Source organism: Ruegeria sp. N7 (assembly GCF_056531345.1).
In genome coordinates, this window is record NZ_JBQFLR010000013.1 from 102,221 (window position 1) to 117,597 (window position 15,377).

Below are 15,377 nucleotides of genomic sequence, written 5' to 3' on the forward strand. Positions count from 1 at the left end.
GATGAAAACTCCAAAGACAGGCGAAATGCTCCACCTGCGTGGCAACGCGTTGTCAAAAGGCGAACCCGTCGCCCTTCCACTGACGCAAAGCAGCATGTTCCATCTGCCCGGTGCGCCGGACGGCCACCCGACCTATGGCCGTGTCGATAACCCCACCTGGGTACATCTTGAGCATGTTTTGTCGCATCTGGAAGACGCGCCTTGTCTCAGCTTCCCGTCCGGCATGGCCGCGATTTCTGCGGCTCTGTTTGCAACGGTGCAAGCCGGGTCGCGCCTTCTGATCCCTTCGGACGGGTACTATGTCACCCGTCTGCTGGCGGACCGATTCCTTTCGCGTCTTGGCGTGACAGTTGAAGAGCGCCCGACCACAGCGTTTGCCGCAGGTGGTTTTGATGAGTTTGACGTTGTGTTCGCCGAAAGCCCTTCGAACCCCGGTCTGGACATGATTGACCTGAAAGTTATAGCCGAACAGGTGCGGTCTGCTGGCGGGGTGACGATTGCCGACAATACGACGATGACACCGCTGGGTCAGCGCCCGTTGGATTTGGGCATCGACGTGGTCGTGTCGTCCGACACCAAGGCGATGGGCGGGCATTCCGACATGCTGATGGGTCACGTGGCCAGCCGCAACAGTGACATCATGGAACGGGTCGAGGAATGGCGGAGAGTCTCCGGCTCGATCCCCGGACCGCATGAGGCATGGCTGTTGCATCGCGGGTTGGAAACGCTGGATGTCCGGTTCGACCGGATGTGCAACTCGGCTCAGGTAATAGCGGAACGGTTGGCAGGTCACCCGGCGGTCAAGCAGGTCCGCTATCCCGGGCTGGCCGAAGATCCATCACACACACTGGCGCAGGCACAAACGGCACGGTTCGGATTTCTGCTATCCTTGACTTTGGAAAGCGAAGACAAGGCCGAGGCCTTCATCAACACTTGCCCGCTTTTGCGCCCCGCCACCTCCTTCGGTGGTGTTCACAGCTCGGCCGAGCGCCGCGCGCGCTGGGGCGATAGTGTCGACCCGGCCTTCATCCGACTGTCCGTTGGATGCGAACCGGTGGACGAACTGTGGCAAGCGATCGAGGCCAGCCTGAACGCGCTGTGATTACTTCTTCGCGGCACGCAGGTCCTTGAAAACGTAGATCGGCAGTACCACGCTGGCGATCAGCGCTCCCAGCCAGACAAGCAGCGTCGCCGCCAGCAGGTTCGAGATACCACCAACTGTCAGCCCCGACGCGATGAGGTCGGTCACCAGCAGGCCCACAAATGTCACGACCAGGGCGATCCCGCCTTTCAATGCGGGCGCTTTCTTTTCGCCAAGCTTCAGTATCAAGGGCTCGGCGATCACCTGAACGACGGTGAAAACAATCACAACCACGATAAATGAGATCGGTTTGATCGCGAAACCGGACAGTATCAGCGAAGCCAGCAACAACCCGATGGCATTGCCGGCCAGCAGGGCCAAAGCGGATTTGATTCTGCGCGACATGGGATGGCCTCCGTCAATCTACAATCAGAAATATGAAGATATTAGCAGGCTTCTGAGTTTTTTCGAGACAATTCAATCGCCTCTTCCTTTTGACCCGTTGAAAACACGTGGTAGAACACATTCATCAAGATCAGACCTGTCCCTGACCCGCGAGTGTGAGATGAGCGACGATCCCTATTCCGTCCTTGGCGTACCGAAGGACGCCAGCGCCGACGAAATCAAGAAAGCCTACAGACGTATTGCCAAGGAGTGCCACCCGGACCTGAAACCCGGCGATGCCAAGGCCGAGGCCAAATTCAAGGCCGCAGCTGCTGCGTATGACTTGCTGAAAGATCCTGAAACCCGCGCCCGTTACGACAATGGCGAAATCGACGCATCGGGTCAGGAACGCCCGCAACAACACTATTACCGGGACTATGCCGAGGCCGCTGGAAACCCCTATCGCGGGCGTCAGGCGGACCCGGACGACATGTCGGACATCTTTGCCGAATTCATGCGCGGCCGCGGTGGATTTGGCGGCCAGCAAAGGCATGAGTTTCATGCGCCGGGGCATAACCTGAATTATTCCCTGCAAATCAGCTTTCTGGTTGCCGTGTTTGGCGCCAGTCAGAAACTGACGCTACCAGACGGCAACCGGATCGAGGTCAAGATCCCCGCCGGGATAACCGAAGGTCAGACCATCCGCCTGCGCGGCAAGGGTGCTCCGGGTTATGGCGAAGGCCCTCCGGGGGATGCGTTGGTGACCGTCACGGTCGCCAAACATCCGGTGTTTGACCGTCAGGGCGACGACATCCATATCACGCTGCCGATCAGCATCGATGAGGCCATTCTGGGCGGGAAAGTCGCCGCCCCCACCATCGATGGCGGTGTGAACGTCAATGTTCCGGCGGGCACAAGCAGCGGCAAAACCCTTCGCCTGCGCGGCAAGGGGGTGAAGAAACGCGGCTCGTCCCTGCGCGGCGACCAACTGATCGAATTGACTGTCTCGATGCCCGACAAGATCGATGATGATCTCAGGCAGTTCATGGAGACATGGCGCGAAACGCACCGCTACGATCCGCGGAAAGGAATGCCGTCATGACCCTGACCGAAAAGGAACTGATCGAAACCGTCTCGCGCCTGACCTCGGACCGCCTGACCGAGTATCTTGCGGCCGAAATCGTGATCCCTGAACAATCGGAGCAGGGGCTGGTCTATCACAGTATCGACGTTGCCCGGCTGGAACTGGCTTGCGAGTTGCACGAGCAATACGACATGGAGGCCGATGCGCTGTCGATGATGATCTCATTGATTGATCAGATGCATGGGCTGCGCGCTGAACTGCGTGAGGTTCTGAACGCAGTCGAGGCGCAACCCGAGCCGGTGCGCCAACAACTGATCGAGGTCATTGGCACAGCGCGGTTCCGTCGCAGATAACAGGGTTTTGGGCGCAATGATTTTGGCGTAGAAGGCCGCCTTGATCCTTTGTCAGGTAGCTTCCATGACCCAGCCCAGATCCGAATTGCTGATGCCTGCGGGCAATCTGCGCAAACTTAAGCTCGCCATCCTCTATGGGGCAGACGCCGTGTATCTGGGCACGCCAGATATGTCGCTGCGCACCAAGTCCGAGTTTTCGCTGGACGAGGTGATTGAAGGGGTCGAGTTCTGTCACAGCCATGGCCGGCGCGCCTACCTGACACTGAACTTGTTCTCGCATAACAAAGACATCCCGAAGCTGGACGAATATATCGACACGGTGCGCAAGGTGCAGCCCGACGGGTTGATCATCGCCGATCCGGGCGTGTTCCAATACGTCCGCGAGCGCGCGCCCGAACTGCCGCTGCACATCTCGACCCAGGCTAATATCTGTTCGTGGCTGTCGGTGAAGTTCTGGCAGGATCAGGGGGCCGAGCTGGTGGTTCTGGCCCGCGAGGTTTCCTATCCCGAACTGGTCGAGATCCGTGAGAATTGCCCTGATATCAAGCTCGAGGCCTTTGTGCACGGCGCCATGTGCATGACCTATTCGGGCCGCTGCCTGCTGTCGAACTTCATGGCCGAACGCGGGGCCAACCAAGGCAACTGCGCCAATTCCTGTCGCTGGAACTATGGCCTGAAACTGCGCCTCAAGGATGGCACGCATCAGGAATTGCGTATCACCGACGAAAACGCCGACTTGTTCGAGTTTCTGCTGGAAGAAGGCTGTCGCCCCGGTGACCTGATGCCCATCGAAGAGGATGATCGCGGCTCATACATCCTCAACTCACGCGACCTCTGCATCATGCCGAAGCTGGACGAGTACCTGAAAATCGGAGTCGACAGCCTCAAGGTCGAAGGGCGCGGCAAATCGGAATACTACGCCGCGATCGTCGCGCGGGCCTATCGTATGGCCATCGATGACTATTTCGCGGACCCCGAGAATTGGGACCCCAAGCGTTACATGCGCGAGTTGGAGACCGTGGGAAACCGCGGCTATACGCTGGCCTTCCACGAGGGGCGTCTGACCAACTACGCCCATGATTACGAGCACACGGCGTCCATCGCGCAGTGGGAATATGCCGGGATCGTCACCGAAGTGACCGAGGATGCCTTTCTGGTCGAGGTAAAGAACAAGCTGGAACCGGGCGATGTGCTGGAATTTGTCTCGCCCATCTCGCGCGAGACGGTTCTGCTGCGGGTTTATGATTTCGAACGCGCCCATGATGGTGCGCGGTTGGGCGTGGTACATGGCAGCACAAAAACCATCGTTCGGATGCCTTTCACCCTGTTCGATCACGAGGATACCGACGACCTGCGCGCCCGTTTTCCGGTCTACTCGGTGCTGCGCAAGGAACGCGCCCTGACCGACGAACACTGGAGCCGCATTCGCTTTGACAAGCTCGTGCAGGGATTGGAAACCTCCGGTCGAGACAATCCAACAGCTTATGCACGCCGTCGCGATGATCTGGTTGAAAAGATCGGCGCAGACGGTAACGAACGCCGGTTCAAGACAAACCGCATCGGTACGGAAGGATGCTGCGGCAAGGGCTGCAACGGATGCCTGATCTTCTGGCAGGATGACAAATACGCTTTGGCCCGCGAGGTACTGTCCAAACGGAAGCAAGGCGAGCAACTCAGCCGCCGCGAGGCGACAGAACTCAAGCTGCCGGGAGAACCGGCTTAGTTTCCCGCCCGATATTCTTCGGGAACAAAGAACGTATAGTCACGATCCGCCACTTGTTCGTGACAGACATGGCAATATGCAACTTCGCTGGCACGGGCGCCCATTGTATCGCCATACAAGGACCCGTCTGGCAGCACCATGATATAACGCCAGTCAGCGGTGTTCGGGCTGGTACCCTCTGGCAGTTTTTCCATTATGAACATGGCGCCGGGATGTATGTGACCTTCATCGGTCACCGTCATGCTGTCCTTGGCAAGCACCGATCCCATGGGAAGTTCTTCGCCTTGCTGCAATGTCCCGTAGTTATGGGCCATTCGGTTGGCATACGTGTTTACGAAACGCTGTCCGTGTGTGGCCGAGATATATGGCGCATCGTTGAAAAGCGGCCAGCTTTGGTAGTTTAGAACCAGATCCAGTTGCGCCGCAGCATACCCCCGTGCCATGCGACGGCTTAGTGAATGGTAGTGGGCCGCGGCCTCATCCTTGCTTAGCTCTGCCGGGTTTTCGATCGCGATGTGAGCGTTGTGACCATCCGCCGTTGCCAGTCCTGAAGAAATCAGAAGTATCGCGCACGCAATGGCTTTGTGCTGGAGAATTATTCGAAGATACGAGTCCATTATTACGACCCACCTGAAAATCAGTTCGCCTGAGCGCCACGTGACGACAGAGTTCTTATTCTAGCGGCTCTGGGATCTCTTACCAGCTCAGGTCCCGGAAACTCACCGCCTTGTGCTTCGATTTGAACCTGCATCCTGCGGCATTGAATCATTAATATATAGCAAATTATGCATATTGAATCAGCATCTGAAACATTAAGTTTACAGGCACACTTCATGCGTGCAGGCGGTCATCTTGGACAATCAAAGCACGACCACCCGATCCATGATGAACCGGACAGGAAAACTACCGGGTTAAACCGGCTTCGGACTCAATCTGTTTGCGTGATTTGCGGGCACGTTCGGTTGCCGATTTCAACTGACCGCACGCCGCCATGATATCCTCGCCCCGTGTCTTGCGAATGGGAGAGGCGTAGCCTGCCTGATAGATGATGTTGGCAAAAGCGCGGATGCGGTTGTTCGAGCTGCGCTTGTACGGCGCGCCGGGCCATTCGTTAAACGGGATCAGGTTGATCTTGGCCGGAATTTTGTGACGCTTGATGTGGTCGATCAAACGATGGGCATCCGCGTCGCTGTCATTCACACCGTCCAGCATCACGTATTCGAACGTGATCCGCTCGGAGTTCGAGGCATTGGGATAGCTGGCCAGCGCCTGCAACAACTCCTCGATATTCCAGCGTTTATTGATTGGAACCAGCACGTCGCGGGTTTCATCCGTGGTTGCATGGAACGAGATCGCCAGCAGACAGCCGATTTCCTCGGCGGTGCGCGCAATCTCGGGCACCACTCCGCTGGTTGACAACGTGATGCGGCGGCGCGACAGGGAAATCCCCTCGGGGTCCATCGCGATCTTCATCGCATCGCGGACGTTTTCGAAGTTGTAAAGCGGCTCGCCCATTCCCATCAGAACGATGTTCGACAGAAGGCGCGTTTCATCCTTTGGCGCACCGGGGGTCGGCCATTCGTCAAGATCGTCGCGCGCCATCATGATCTGCCCGACAATTTCGGCAGATGTTAAATTACGTACAAGCTTCTGGGTGCCGGTATGACAAAACGAACATGTCAACGTACATCCGACCTGAGACGATATGCACAGCGTACCGCGATCTTCTTCGGGGATGTAGACCACCTCGACCTCGTGCCCGCCCGCGATCCGGCACAGATATTTGCGGGTGCCGTCCTCGGACACCTGTCGGGTCACCACCTCGGGTATCTCGACCACAAAGTTGTCGGCCAGTTGCGCACGGTAGGCTTTGGCAAGATTCGTCATCTGGGAAAAATCGCGCACGCCCCATTGATAGATCCACTGCCAGATCTGACCGGTGCGCATCTTTGCCTGCTTTTCGGGCGTACCATGTTCGATCAGGACCTCGCGCAAACGGTCGCGGGTGAGACCGACAAGGTTCACCTTCCCCTCGGGCAATTTGCGAGGGAGGGTCATGACGTCTTGAGTGATCGGCGCTTTGGGCGACATTGTGGTACCTGCTGAGGCGTATCTTCAAGGATTCTGGCTTGGGATGCGCCTCTATATAGGAACCTGTGCAAAGATCAAAAGGAATCGTTTCAGTCAGTTGGCAAAACTCAACAGTTCTTCAACGCGTGCCCGCCCTAAATTCACCCGGCATGATGTGATTGCGATACCTGTACCCGATCCGCCACCAAACGACGCGCCGACGGCGGTGCAATGCGTATCGCGATAGGTTTCCCAGGCCTGTTGCGCCGCTATGAGGGCAGGTTCAGCCACTATCCGCCCGGTGACCTCGTCCAGCTCCTTGGCAGATTGTACCGCCAAATCAAAACTCACCTGCAGCGCGCGCGAGACCCGTGCTTCCATCTCTCCGACGCAGGATCCGATTTCGACTTGTGATCCGGCGTCGGAACATTCCAACGCCGGGTCGGCGGTTGCGGTGGCTGGCAAAAGCAGCGCGATCAAGATCAGACGCATGGCCGCCTCATTCATCCATTCAGCTGGGGTCAGGCCAGAGTAACATGTTTTGCCAGAAAGGTTTAGATGCCGGTTGGCCCCCTAAACCAACGGAAATGCAGTTCCGCGTCAGACACCCGCGGGTGGGATATAGCAATCTTCGGCATCCAGGGTCTTGACCGGATCGTTCGGTCCGCATTGTTCGCCGGTTACAGGATAAGTCTCGCCCTTGTTTTCGCAGGCACTCAGCAGCATGGCTGATATCATCATCAACGCGACAAGAGATTTGTTCAGCATGGTGGCAACTCCTTGGTTTCTCTTGAACTGATTAGTTCGGAAATCGTCAGAGCTCACATTGATACGGATCAAGTAAACGGGTTGATCCTGCGTAAAGGTACAGGGGAGCGTAAAAACAAAAAAAGCCCCGCCAAAGACGGGACCATTTGCTTAGGTCGGGGTGCTTACTTGGTGCAGCGCTTTTCGGCGTCTTCGATTGCTGCGGTAAAGCCCAGCAGCGAGAAGGTGTCCTTGGTTTGTGTGCCGCGTTCGGACCGGGCAGTCAGAACAGCCTCGGTTCCGCGTTTCAGCGCGGTGACGATCTTGGCGTCATCTGCATCTGATGCGGGCCAGGCCCACTCACCTTCGGTGAACAGCTCAAACTCGGACCCGTCGACATTCAGGTTCACCGTCGATCCCGGTGCAAACGGATAGCCGCCGGTAAAGGTCACTTGTCCTTTGACCTCGGCATTGGGGCGATAGAACACAAACAACAGGATGTCGCTGCGCCGCACGGATACGACGCGCCCGCCCCGGGTGTTCACGGTTTCCTTGGGGGCCGAAACGCTCCAGCATTCGGTGGGATCATCTTCGACAAAAACGCTCCAGTCCGTTTTTGCAGCAACCCGGTTTGTGCTTGTCGCCTGTTGGGCGAGTGCAGACGTTGCGGCGATGCCTGCCACACACAGGCCCGCGATCGTACGAACGAGCATTGATCCCATTTGTCCAGCCTCCTAGCTCGACCGATACCTCAAATCCATCGGACATGGCTGCGAACCCTTCCGGCCCGTCTATTCCGTTGCGCATTCCGATGATTGCCGACATACACACACTAACGCAGGTTTCGCCACAGGCGAAAGGGCGATTGGCAGAATTTTGCGCATAAATTTCGGAGGTCCAGATGACGCAGCCCGTAGCAATGACAGAACTGTGGCGTGGCAACTTGCTGGAAAGCCTGCATTTGGGCCACGCGGTCATCTGCGACGACACCGGCCAGATCGTGCGCAGCTGGGGCGACCCGCAGGCGGTTATCTATCCGCGCTCATCCGCCAAGATGATTCAGGCGCTTCCGCTGGTCACGTCGGGAGCCGCGGCAAAATACGGATTGAACAGCGAACATCTTGCGCTGGCCTGCGCGTCCCACAATGGGGCCGCGATCCATACCGACCGCGTGACAGCGTGGCTTGATCATCTGGGGCTGAGCGAGCACGACTTGCGCTGCGGGCCACAGGAGCCAGCGGACACTGCCGCGCGGGATTGGCTGATTCTGGCGGATGACACCCCGTGCCAGATCCACAACAATTGTTCCGGCAAGCATTGTGGTTTCCTGACACTGGGTCAGCATATGGGCGCAGGACCGGAATATCTGGAAATCGACCACCCGGTGCAGCAGGCCTGCCTGTCTGCCATCGAAGAGACGTCAGGCGAAACCAGCCCCGGTTACGGTATTGACGGCTGTTCCGCCCCGAATTTCGCCGTGTCGCTGGCCGGGCTGGCCCGGTCGATGGCGTGGTTCGCAAGCGCCTCGGATCGGTCCGACCGTTCCAGCGAGGCGGCGGTTCAGTTGGTGGCAGCCATGGTGAAGCATCCGGAACTGGTTGCCGGTGAGACCCGTGCCTGCACCGAACTGATGCGCGCCATGAACGGGCGCGTCGCCATCAAGACCGGGGCCGAGGCGGTGTTTGTGGCCATCATCCCGGAAAAACGCATGGGCGTTGCGTTGAAGATCACCGATGGCACCACACGGGCCAGCGAATGTGCCATCGCCGCCATTCTGGTGAGCCTTGGTGTGCTGGAGGCCGATCACCCGGCCACCCGCAAATTCATGAACGCCACGCAATACAGCCGCCGGGGGCTGGAATGCGGCGTGATCAAACCTGCGCCGGGTTTCCCCGGCTAAGGCCGCTACATCTCGATCTCGTGCACCTCGGCAACCTCGACCGAGCCCGAACCGTTGACGACCATCGGACAACCCTTGGCCATCTCGGTCGCGGCTTCGATGCTGTCGGCCTTAATCACGGTAAAGCCCGAAGCCGGGTTCGCACCGCCATTGTCGACAACCCCGCTGCTGCTGACCGTATAGGACTGTCCGACCGGGTTGCCGGGGATCTCTAACGCTTCGGCCATACCCTGAAACCATGCGCCCCAAGCGGCCATGGTCGCCTCGATCTCGGCGGGGTCGGTCGGGGTGTGTCCCCCGTGATAGACAAACAAATATTGGGGCATATCGCTCCTCCCTGATGAAACCTTATTTGCACTTCGCTTCGAGTTTGCGCAGCGAAGACGTCCAGCCCTGATTGTGGTTCGCGGCGGCTTCGGCATCGGCCAGTTCGCGGTGGTCCAAAACCAGGCGTGACCCCGTGCCTGTCGCTGTGACTGTAAAGGTGACGTGGCTTTCGCCCCCGCGCTGATCCTGATCGTCATGCCAGCCCCAGGTAAACCCCACCGAGTTTGGCGGGTCGACATGCGTGACGTGGCCCGAGACCTTGTATTGCTGGCCCTCGCCATTCTCCATCACCGAGTACCAAGGACCGGTGCGCGAGAAATCCAGATTGTGATCAGGTACGTGCATCCCTTCGGGCCCCCACCATTGCAACAACCGGCTGCCGTCGCTGATCCATGCGAACAGGTCTTCTGGGCTGACGGGGAAGTCCCGTTCCAGTTTCAGGTCGGCCATGAATTCTCCCTTTCGATTACTTCACTCAGACGATCCAGGCTGCTCTCCCAGAATTGCCGTTTGGAGATGGTCCAGTCGGCAATCATCCGCAGCCCGTCGGGCCGGATGGAGTACATCCGTTGGGTGCCCCGCACACGCTGCTGCACCAACCCTGCCTCGCGCAGCACCTTTAGGTGTCGCGAGATCGCAGCGCCGGATATTCCACGCCCTTCGATCAGGTCACCGGCGGGCAGTTCGCCCTGCTCCATCAGTTGCTCGACAATCGAGAACCGGGTGGCATCAGACAAAGCGGAAAAGGTGGTCAGAAGCGTGCTCATGACCTCTATTTAACACAAATGTTAAATAATGAAAAGCCCTGTCAGGATTCGACAAAATCCGTGCGACTGTACCCTTGCAGGTAAAGCAGTGCCGTCAGGTCGCCGTGATTCACCCGCACGTCGCATTTTGCGGCCACCGACGGTTTGGCATGAAGCGCAACCCCGGTTCCGGCCCGCCCCAGCATGCCCAGATCATTGGCCCCGTCGCCCACGGCGATCACGTCACTTTCGGACAGGCCAAGGCGTGTCGAGATCTGTTCAAGCGCTTCGATCTTGGCCTGACGTCCCAGAATAGGACGCGCCACATCGCCCGTCAGTTTGCCATCTGAGGCCAGCAGAGTGTTGGCGCGGTTTTCATCGAACCCCAGCAGTTCTGCCACCCGCGCGGTGAAGGCGGTAAAGCCACCGGACACCAGTGCAGCATAGGCACCGTTGGCCCGCATCGTTGCCAGCAACACCTGTCCGCCGGGCATCAGGGTGATCCGTTCGCGCAGGACTTTGCCAATGACGCTTTCATCCAGATCCTTCAGCAGACCAACCCGTTCGATCAGAGCACCCTCGAAATCCAGCTCTCCGTTCATGGCGCGGGCTGTGATGTCCTTGACCCTTTCGCCGACGCCAGCCTCATCCGCCAGTTCGTCAATGCATTCCTGCTGGATCATGGTGCTGTCCATATCGGCCAGCAGCATCTTTTTGCGCCGCCCAGCCGCAGGCTGTACAATCAGGTCCACGCCCATGCCTTGCAAGTCTGCCCAAACGTCCCAGCGATTGGCGGGCATGTCGCGCAGGTCAAACTCGACCGCCTCGTCCGGGCTGAGCCACAGGACATCCCCACCGCCCCACGCGTTGCGCAGCGATTCTGGCAAGGCGCGGTCCAGTGAGGGTGCAGCCGGGTTGGTCAGCAAAGTGGCGACGTACATATTCCAATCTCCAGTGTCATACCCATGCGGAACGGTCAGGGCGTCAATGGTGTTCGACCTTGTTCGGTCAGTTCCCAGCAATTCTGTCCCTCGAATACGGCGACGCCCGTCGGGCGTCCGTACCCGGCCCCCGTGTCCAGATTGATCCGGTTGCCATAATGCGTCGCCTGATCCACAGGCGTGTGTCCATGAACGATCAGTTTGGGATGCGGGCCTTGGTAGTCGTGGAAGTCCTGTCTGATCCAGATCAGATCACTTGCCTGCTGTTCATTCAGCGGGACACCCGGACGGATACCCGCGTGAACAAAGGCAATCTCGGGGGTCTGATGCATCACCACCAGATCGCGCAGGAAGGTCAGGTGCGACTTCGGCACCGCTGCCTGCGCCATCCTGTGCAGGTTTTCAAGGCGGATCTGACCTTCGAATTCCACCCCATAGCTGCGCAGGGTGTCGACCCCGCCCAACCTGTCATGCAACCAGTGGTATCCCACCAACAAATGCGGATCGTGGCGCGGAGTGTCTTCCATGAACCAGGCAAACATGCGGTCGTGATTGCCCAGCAGAGTAATCCAGTTCCGACCCGCATCACGCCCTTCAATCAGGCGTTCGATCAGCCCGCGACTGTCAGGGCCGCGGTCCACGTAATCACCCAGAAACACGATCTGAGCATCGGGTCCGCCGTCGCTTTGGATCAGGGACAGCGCACGCTCCAGCTCAGCCACCTGCCCGTGCAGATCACCAATAACATAGATTGGCTGCGTCATAGACGGCCTCCGGCGGTAAAGTTCAGCTTGCTTGTGCCTCAGATCATGGTTTGAGAGAACAAAGGACCCGGATATTCGCATAACCGGGTCCTGAACTGTTCCTCAAACTCAACAGCCCCGATCAGGCGACGTCGAATTCCAGTGGCTTGATCTGTGTAAACAGGCCTGTTTCGGCAAGCTTCGCCCGCGCTTCGGCCGGGACCGGTTCGTCGACGTAGAGCAGTGCAATCGCTTCGCCTCCGGCCTCAGCGCGGCCGAGGGTAAAGTTGGCGATATTGACGTTGCTCTCACCCATGGTCTGACCCAGCGTGCCGATGATGCCGGGCACGTCTTCGTTGGTGGTGTACAGCATATGAGCGCCGACCTCGGCATCGATGTTGATGCCCTTGATCTGGATAAAGCGCGGCTTGCCATCGCTGAACACGGTGCCGGCGATCGACCGTTCACGCTTGTCCGTTACGACCGTGACCTTGATGTAGCCATCAAAAACACCCGACTTGTCCTGATTGGTGGTCGAGATTTTGATCCCGCGTTCTTTCGCGACTACAGGGGCCGAGACCATGTTCACCTCGGGGTTGAACTTTTTCATGATCCCCGCGACCACGGCACAATTCAGCGCAGCCAGATTCATTTCAGCGGCCACACCGTCATAGAGGATATTGATCGCCTTGACCGGCTCGTCCGTCATCTGGCCGATGAAGCTGCCCAGATGACCTGCCAGCTTGATCCACGGCCCCATCAGCTTGGCTTCTTCCGCAGTCACGCTGGGCATGTTCAGCGCGTTTTCGACCGCGCCTGTCAGCAGGTAGTTCGAAATCTGTTCAGCCACCTGCAAGGCCACGTTCTCCTGCGCCTCGGTCGTCGCCGCGCCCAGATGGGGCGTGCAGACCACGTTGGGCAGGTTGAACAATGCGTTGTCCTTGGCGGGTTCCTCGCTGAACACGTCAAAAGCCGCTCCGGCAACATGGCCGGATTGCAGCATCTCGGACAGAGCCACTTCATCGACCAGACCGCCACGGGCACAGTTGATGATCCGTACACCCTTTTTGGTTTTGGCCAGATTTTCGCGGCTCAGGATGTTGCGGGTTTGATCTGTCAGCGGCACATGCAGGGTGATGAAATCGGCGCGCGCCAGCAGTTCGTCCAGCTCGACCTTTTCGACGCCCATCTTGGAGGCTTTCTCTTCGCCCAGATAAGGATCATAAGCGATGACTTTCATCTTCAGGCCCAACGCTCGTTCGCACACGATGCCACCAATGTTACCGGCACCGATCACGCCCAGTGTCTTGTTCGTCAGCTCGATCCCCATGAACTTGGACTTTTCCCACTTGCCCGCATGGGTCGAGGTGCTGGCCTCGGGGATCTGCCGCGCCACGGCGAACATCATCGCGATGGCGTGCTCGGCGGTTGTGATCATGTTGCCGAAGGGCGTGTTCATCACGATCACACCTTTTTTCGAGGCCGCCTCTTTGTCGACATTGTCAGTGCCGATCCCGGCGCGGCCGATGACCTTCAGCCTGTCGGCTTTTTCCAGCAGGGTCGGTGTGACCTTGGTGGCCGAACGGATGGCAAGACCATCATATTGACCGATCACCTCGGCCAGCTTGTCTTTGTCTTTGCCCAGCTCGGGCATGAAATCCACGTCGATGCCACGGTCGCGGAAAATTTGCACTGCGGTTTCGCTGAGCTTGTCGGATACCAGTACTTTGGGAGCCATTTTGCTTGGTCCTTTGAATTCTTCAGGGGGTGGCGGGCTGACGCCCGCCCTATATCGGTGATGGGGTAGGCCGGGCTTCAGCCCGGCACATGAAACTCAGGCAGCCTGCGCCTGCGCTTTGATCTCGGTCGCAAAGGCCCAGGCCAGCCAGGGCAGCATCGCCTCGATATCCGAGGTTTCAACCGTACCGCCGCACCAGATGCGCAGACCTGCTGGCGCGTCGCGATAGGCGCCGATATCCAGCGCGATATTCTCGGTCTCAAGCCGCTTGGCGACTGCCTTGGCAAAGGCTGCACCGTCCTGAATACGGGCATCGGTGAACTTCAGGCAGACGGATGTGTTCGAACGCGTCGCCTCATCCTCTGCCAGGTTTGCGATCCAGCCGTTCTGGTCGCAGAACGCGTGTACCGCACCCGCATTGGCATCCGCACGCGCGATCAGCCCCTGCAATCCGCCCACCGATCGCGCCCAGTCCAGCGCAAACAGATAATCTTCGACCGCCAGCATTGACGGCGTGTTGATCGTTGCCCCGGTAAAGATGCCTTCGATCAGTTTGCCGCCCTTGGTCAGGCGGAAAATCTTGGGCAGCGGCCATGCGGGGGTATAGCTTTCCAGCCGTTCAACGGCGCGCGGGCTGAGGATCAGCATCCCGTGGGCCGCTTCGCCGCCCAGCACTTTCTGCCAGCTGAAGGTTGTTACATCCAGCTTGTCCCAGGGCAGATCCATCGCAAAGGCCGCCGAGGTTGCATCGCAGATCGTCAGGCCCTGGCGGTCATCGGCAATCCAGTCGCCATTGGGTACCCGTACACCCGAGGTTGTGCCGTTCCACGTGAACACCACGTCATTTGCGAAATCGACCGAGGCCAGATCAACGATCTGCCCGTAATCCGCGGTCTTCACCTCGGCGTCGATTTTCAACTGCTTGACCACATCGGTCACCCAGCCGGACCCAAAGCTTTCCCAGGCCAGCATCTCGACCTTGCGCGCACCCAGCAAAGACCACAGCGCCATTTCAACCGCGCCGGTGTCCGAGGCGGGAACGATGCCAATGCGGTAATCCGCCGGAATGCCCAGAATCTCGCGCGTGCCTTCGATGGCCGCCTTCAGCTTATCCTTGCCGACAGCGGCGCGGTGCGACCGGCCCAATGCGGCATCGGCCAGTTTTGTCAGGTCAAATGTGGGGGGTTTGGCACAGGGGCCCGAAGAAAAACGCGGATTTGCCGGCCGCGTCGCCGGTTGTTCGATCGTCATGTGTATTACCCTTCCAGATACACGCCCCTCGTTGGGGAGGGGTGTCCCACGGACAGACCTAGGGGGCCTTCGCACCTGCAGCAAGCAGAAAAGACGCTTTACCGGGTGAAAACGACATCTGAAACGGGCACAAATCAGAACACGCGTTTCCGATTGGCGAAAAACCCCGCCGATATCTCGGCGGGGTTGGGTTGTGTTACTCTGCGGCGTCTTCGTATGCGTCCATGGGTGGGCATGTGCAGACGAGGTTTCGGTCGCCGTATGCGTTGTCGACGCGGTTGACGGGGGA

At 58.6% G+C, this 15,377-nt stretch carries 18 protein-coding genes; 5 read left to right on the plus strand and 13 right to left on the minus strand.

The window, feature by feature from the left end; genetic code table 11:
- Position 1 precedes the first annotated feature (1 nt).
- Positions 2-1,102 carry a cystathionine gamma-lyase gene (locus ACR0ES_RS14695; protein WP_480871163.1) on the plus strand — a complete coding sequence of 367 codons (1,101 nt, stop codon included), beginning with the start codon at positions 2-4 and terminating at the stop codon, positions 1,100-1,102.
- On the opposite strand, the gene ACR0ES_RS14700 is transcribed toward ACR0ES_RS14695, so the two are convergent.
- Positions 1,103-1,486 carry a hypothetical protein gene (locus tag ACR0ES_RS14700; RefSeq protein ID WP_267363718.1) on the minus strand — a complete coding sequence of 128 codons (384 nt, stop codon included), beginning with the start codon at positions 1,484-1,486 and terminating at the stop codon, positions 1,103-1,105.
- A gap of 160 nt (positions 1,487-1,646) precedes the next feature.
- Here ACR0ES_RS14700 and ACR0ES_RS14705 point away from each other — a divergent pair, with 160 nt between their 5' ends.
- The 3 genes from ACR0ES_RS14705 to ACR0ES_RS14715 all read left to right on the plus strand — a co-directional run bounded on the left by ACR0ES_RS14705 (position 1,647) and on the right by ACR0ES_RS14715 (position 4,625).
- Complete coding sequence (locus tag ACR0ES_RS14705) at positions 1,647-2,567, plus strand: DnaJ C-terminal domain-containing protein (RefSeq protein WP_480871165.1); 921 nt, start codon at positions 1,647-1,649, stop codon at positions 2,565-2,567.
- The gene (locus ACR0ES_RS14710; RefSeq protein WP_480484160.1) at positions 2,564-2,902 is read left to right on the plus strand and encodes a hypothetical protein; all 339 of its coding nucleotides are present in this window, start codon (positions 2,564-2,566) and stop codon (positions 2,900-2,902) included. Before ACR0ES_RS14705 ends, ACR0ES_RS14710 begins: the two co-directional genes overlap by 4 nt.
- A gap of 64 nt (positions 2,903-2,966) precedes the next feature.
- Positions 2,967-4,625 carry a U32 family peptidase gene (locus ACR0ES_RS14715; RefSeq protein WP_480871166.1) on the plus strand — a complete coding sequence of 553 codons (1,659 nt, stop codon included), beginning with the start codon at positions 2,967-2,969 and terminating at the stop codon, positions 4,623-4,625.
- Here ACR0ES_RS14715 and ACR0ES_RS14720 read toward each other — a convergent pair.
- The 5 genes from ACR0ES_RS14720 to ACR0ES_RS14740 all read right to left on the minus strand — a co-directional run bounded on the left by ACR0ES_RS14720 (position 4,622) and on the right by ACR0ES_RS14740 (position 8,164).
- Positions 4,622-5,242, minus strand: a complete 621-nt coding sequence (locus ACR0ES_RS14720) for a cytochrome P460 family protein (protein ID WP_480871167.1) — start codon at positions 5,240-5,242, stop codon at positions 4,622-4,624. The genes ACR0ES_RS14715 and ACR0ES_RS14720 overlap by 4 nt on opposite strands.
- Before the next feature lie 286 nt (positions 5,243-5,528).
- The gene (rlmN, locus tag ACR0ES_RS14725) at positions 5,529-6,716 is read right to left on the minus strand and encodes a dual-specificity RNA methyltransferase RlmN (RefSeq protein WP_480871169.1); all 1,188 of its coding nucleotides are present in this window, start codon (positions 6,714-6,716) and stop codon (positions 5,529-5,531) included.
- A 93-nt stretch (positions 6,717-6,809) separates the two neighbouring features.
- Positions 6,810-7,187 (minus strand): lysozyme inhibitor LprI family protein, encoded by a 378-nt coding sequence (locus ACR0ES_RS14730; protein WP_480554986.1) that lies wholly within the window; start codon positions 7,185-7,187, stop codon positions 6,810-6,812.
- Positions 7,188-7,295: 108 nt separating this feature from the next.
- Positions 7,296-7,463: a hypothetical protein gene (locus ACR0ES_RS14735; RefSeq protein WP_209505044.1), complete on the minus strand. Its 168-nt coding sequence runs from the start codon at positions 7,461-7,463 to the stop codon at positions 7,296-7,298.
- Positions 7,464-7,627: 164 nt separating this feature from the next.
- Positions 7,628-8,164 (minus strand): invasion associated locus B family protein, encoded by a 537-nt coding sequence (locus ACR0ES_RS14740; protein WP_209505046.1) that lies wholly within the window; start codon positions 8,162-8,164, stop codon positions 7,628-7,630.
- Positions 8,165-8,343: 179 nt separating this feature from the next.
- Between ACR0ES_RS14740 and ACR0ES_RS14745 the strand changes: the two genes are divergently transcribed.
- Positions 8,344-9,342 carry an asparaginase gene (locus tag ACR0ES_RS14745; RefSeq protein WP_480871171.1) on the plus strand — a complete coding sequence of 333 codons (999 nt, stop codon included), beginning with the start codon at positions 8,344-8,346 and terminating at the stop codon, positions 9,340-9,342.
- Positions 9,343-9,347: 5 nt separating this feature from the next.
- Here the strand turns inward: ACR0ES_RS14745 and ACR0ES_RS14750 are convergent, their stop codons facing one another.
- The 7 genes from ACR0ES_RS14750 to ACR0ES_RS14780 form a co-directional block, all read right to left on the minus strand.
- The gene (locus ACR0ES_RS14750; RefSeq protein WP_267364302.1) at positions 9,348-9,668 is read right to left on the minus strand and encodes a YciI family protein; all 321 of its coding nucleotides are present in this window, start codon (positions 9,666-9,668) and stop codon (positions 9,348-9,350) included.
- Positions 9,669-9,690: 22 nt separating this feature from the next.
- Positions 9,691-10,119, minus strand: coding sequence for an SRPBCC family protein (locus tag ACR0ES_RS14755; protein WP_480774126.1), 429 nt, complete (start codon positions 10,117-10,119; stop codon positions 9,691-9,693).
- The gene (locus tag ACR0ES_RS14760; RefSeq protein ID WP_480484177.1) at positions 10,107-10,436 is read right to left on the minus strand and encodes an ArsR/SmtB family transcription factor; all 330 of its coding nucleotides are present in this window, start codon (positions 10,434-10,436) and stop codon (positions 10,107-10,109) included. Before ACR0ES_RS14760 ends, ACR0ES_RS14755 begins: the two co-directional genes overlap by 13 nt.
- A 41-nt stretch (positions 10,437-10,477) precedes the next feature.
- A complete protein-coding gene (serB, locus tag ACR0ES_RS14765; RefSeq protein WP_480774127.1) occupies positions 10,478-11,356 on the minus strand; it encodes a phosphoserine phosphatase SerB in 879 nt (292 codons plus the stop codon).
- 35 nt (positions 11,357-11,391) lie between these two features.
- Positions 11,392-12,120 carry a metallophosphoesterase family protein gene (locus tag ACR0ES_RS14770; protein ID WP_480774128.1) on the minus strand — a complete coding sequence of 243 codons (729 nt, stop codon included), beginning with the start codon at positions 12,118-12,120 and terminating at the stop codon, positions 11,392-11,394.
- A gap of 121 nt (positions 12,121-12,241) precedes the next feature.
- Positions 12,242-13,837, minus strand: coding sequence for a phosphoglycerate dehydrogenase (gene serA, locus ACR0ES_RS14775; RefSeq protein ID WP_480774129.1), 1,596 nt, complete (start codon positions 13,835-13,837; stop codon positions 12,242-12,244).
- Positions 13,838-13,933: 96 nt separating this feature from the next.
- The gene (locus ACR0ES_RS14780; protein WP_480871173.1) at positions 13,934-15,088 is read right to left on the minus strand and encodes a phosphoserine transaminase; all 1,155 of its coding nucleotides are present in this window, start codon (positions 15,086-15,088) and stop codon (positions 13,934-13,936) included.
- Positions 15,089-15,377 lie beyond the last annotated feature (289 nt).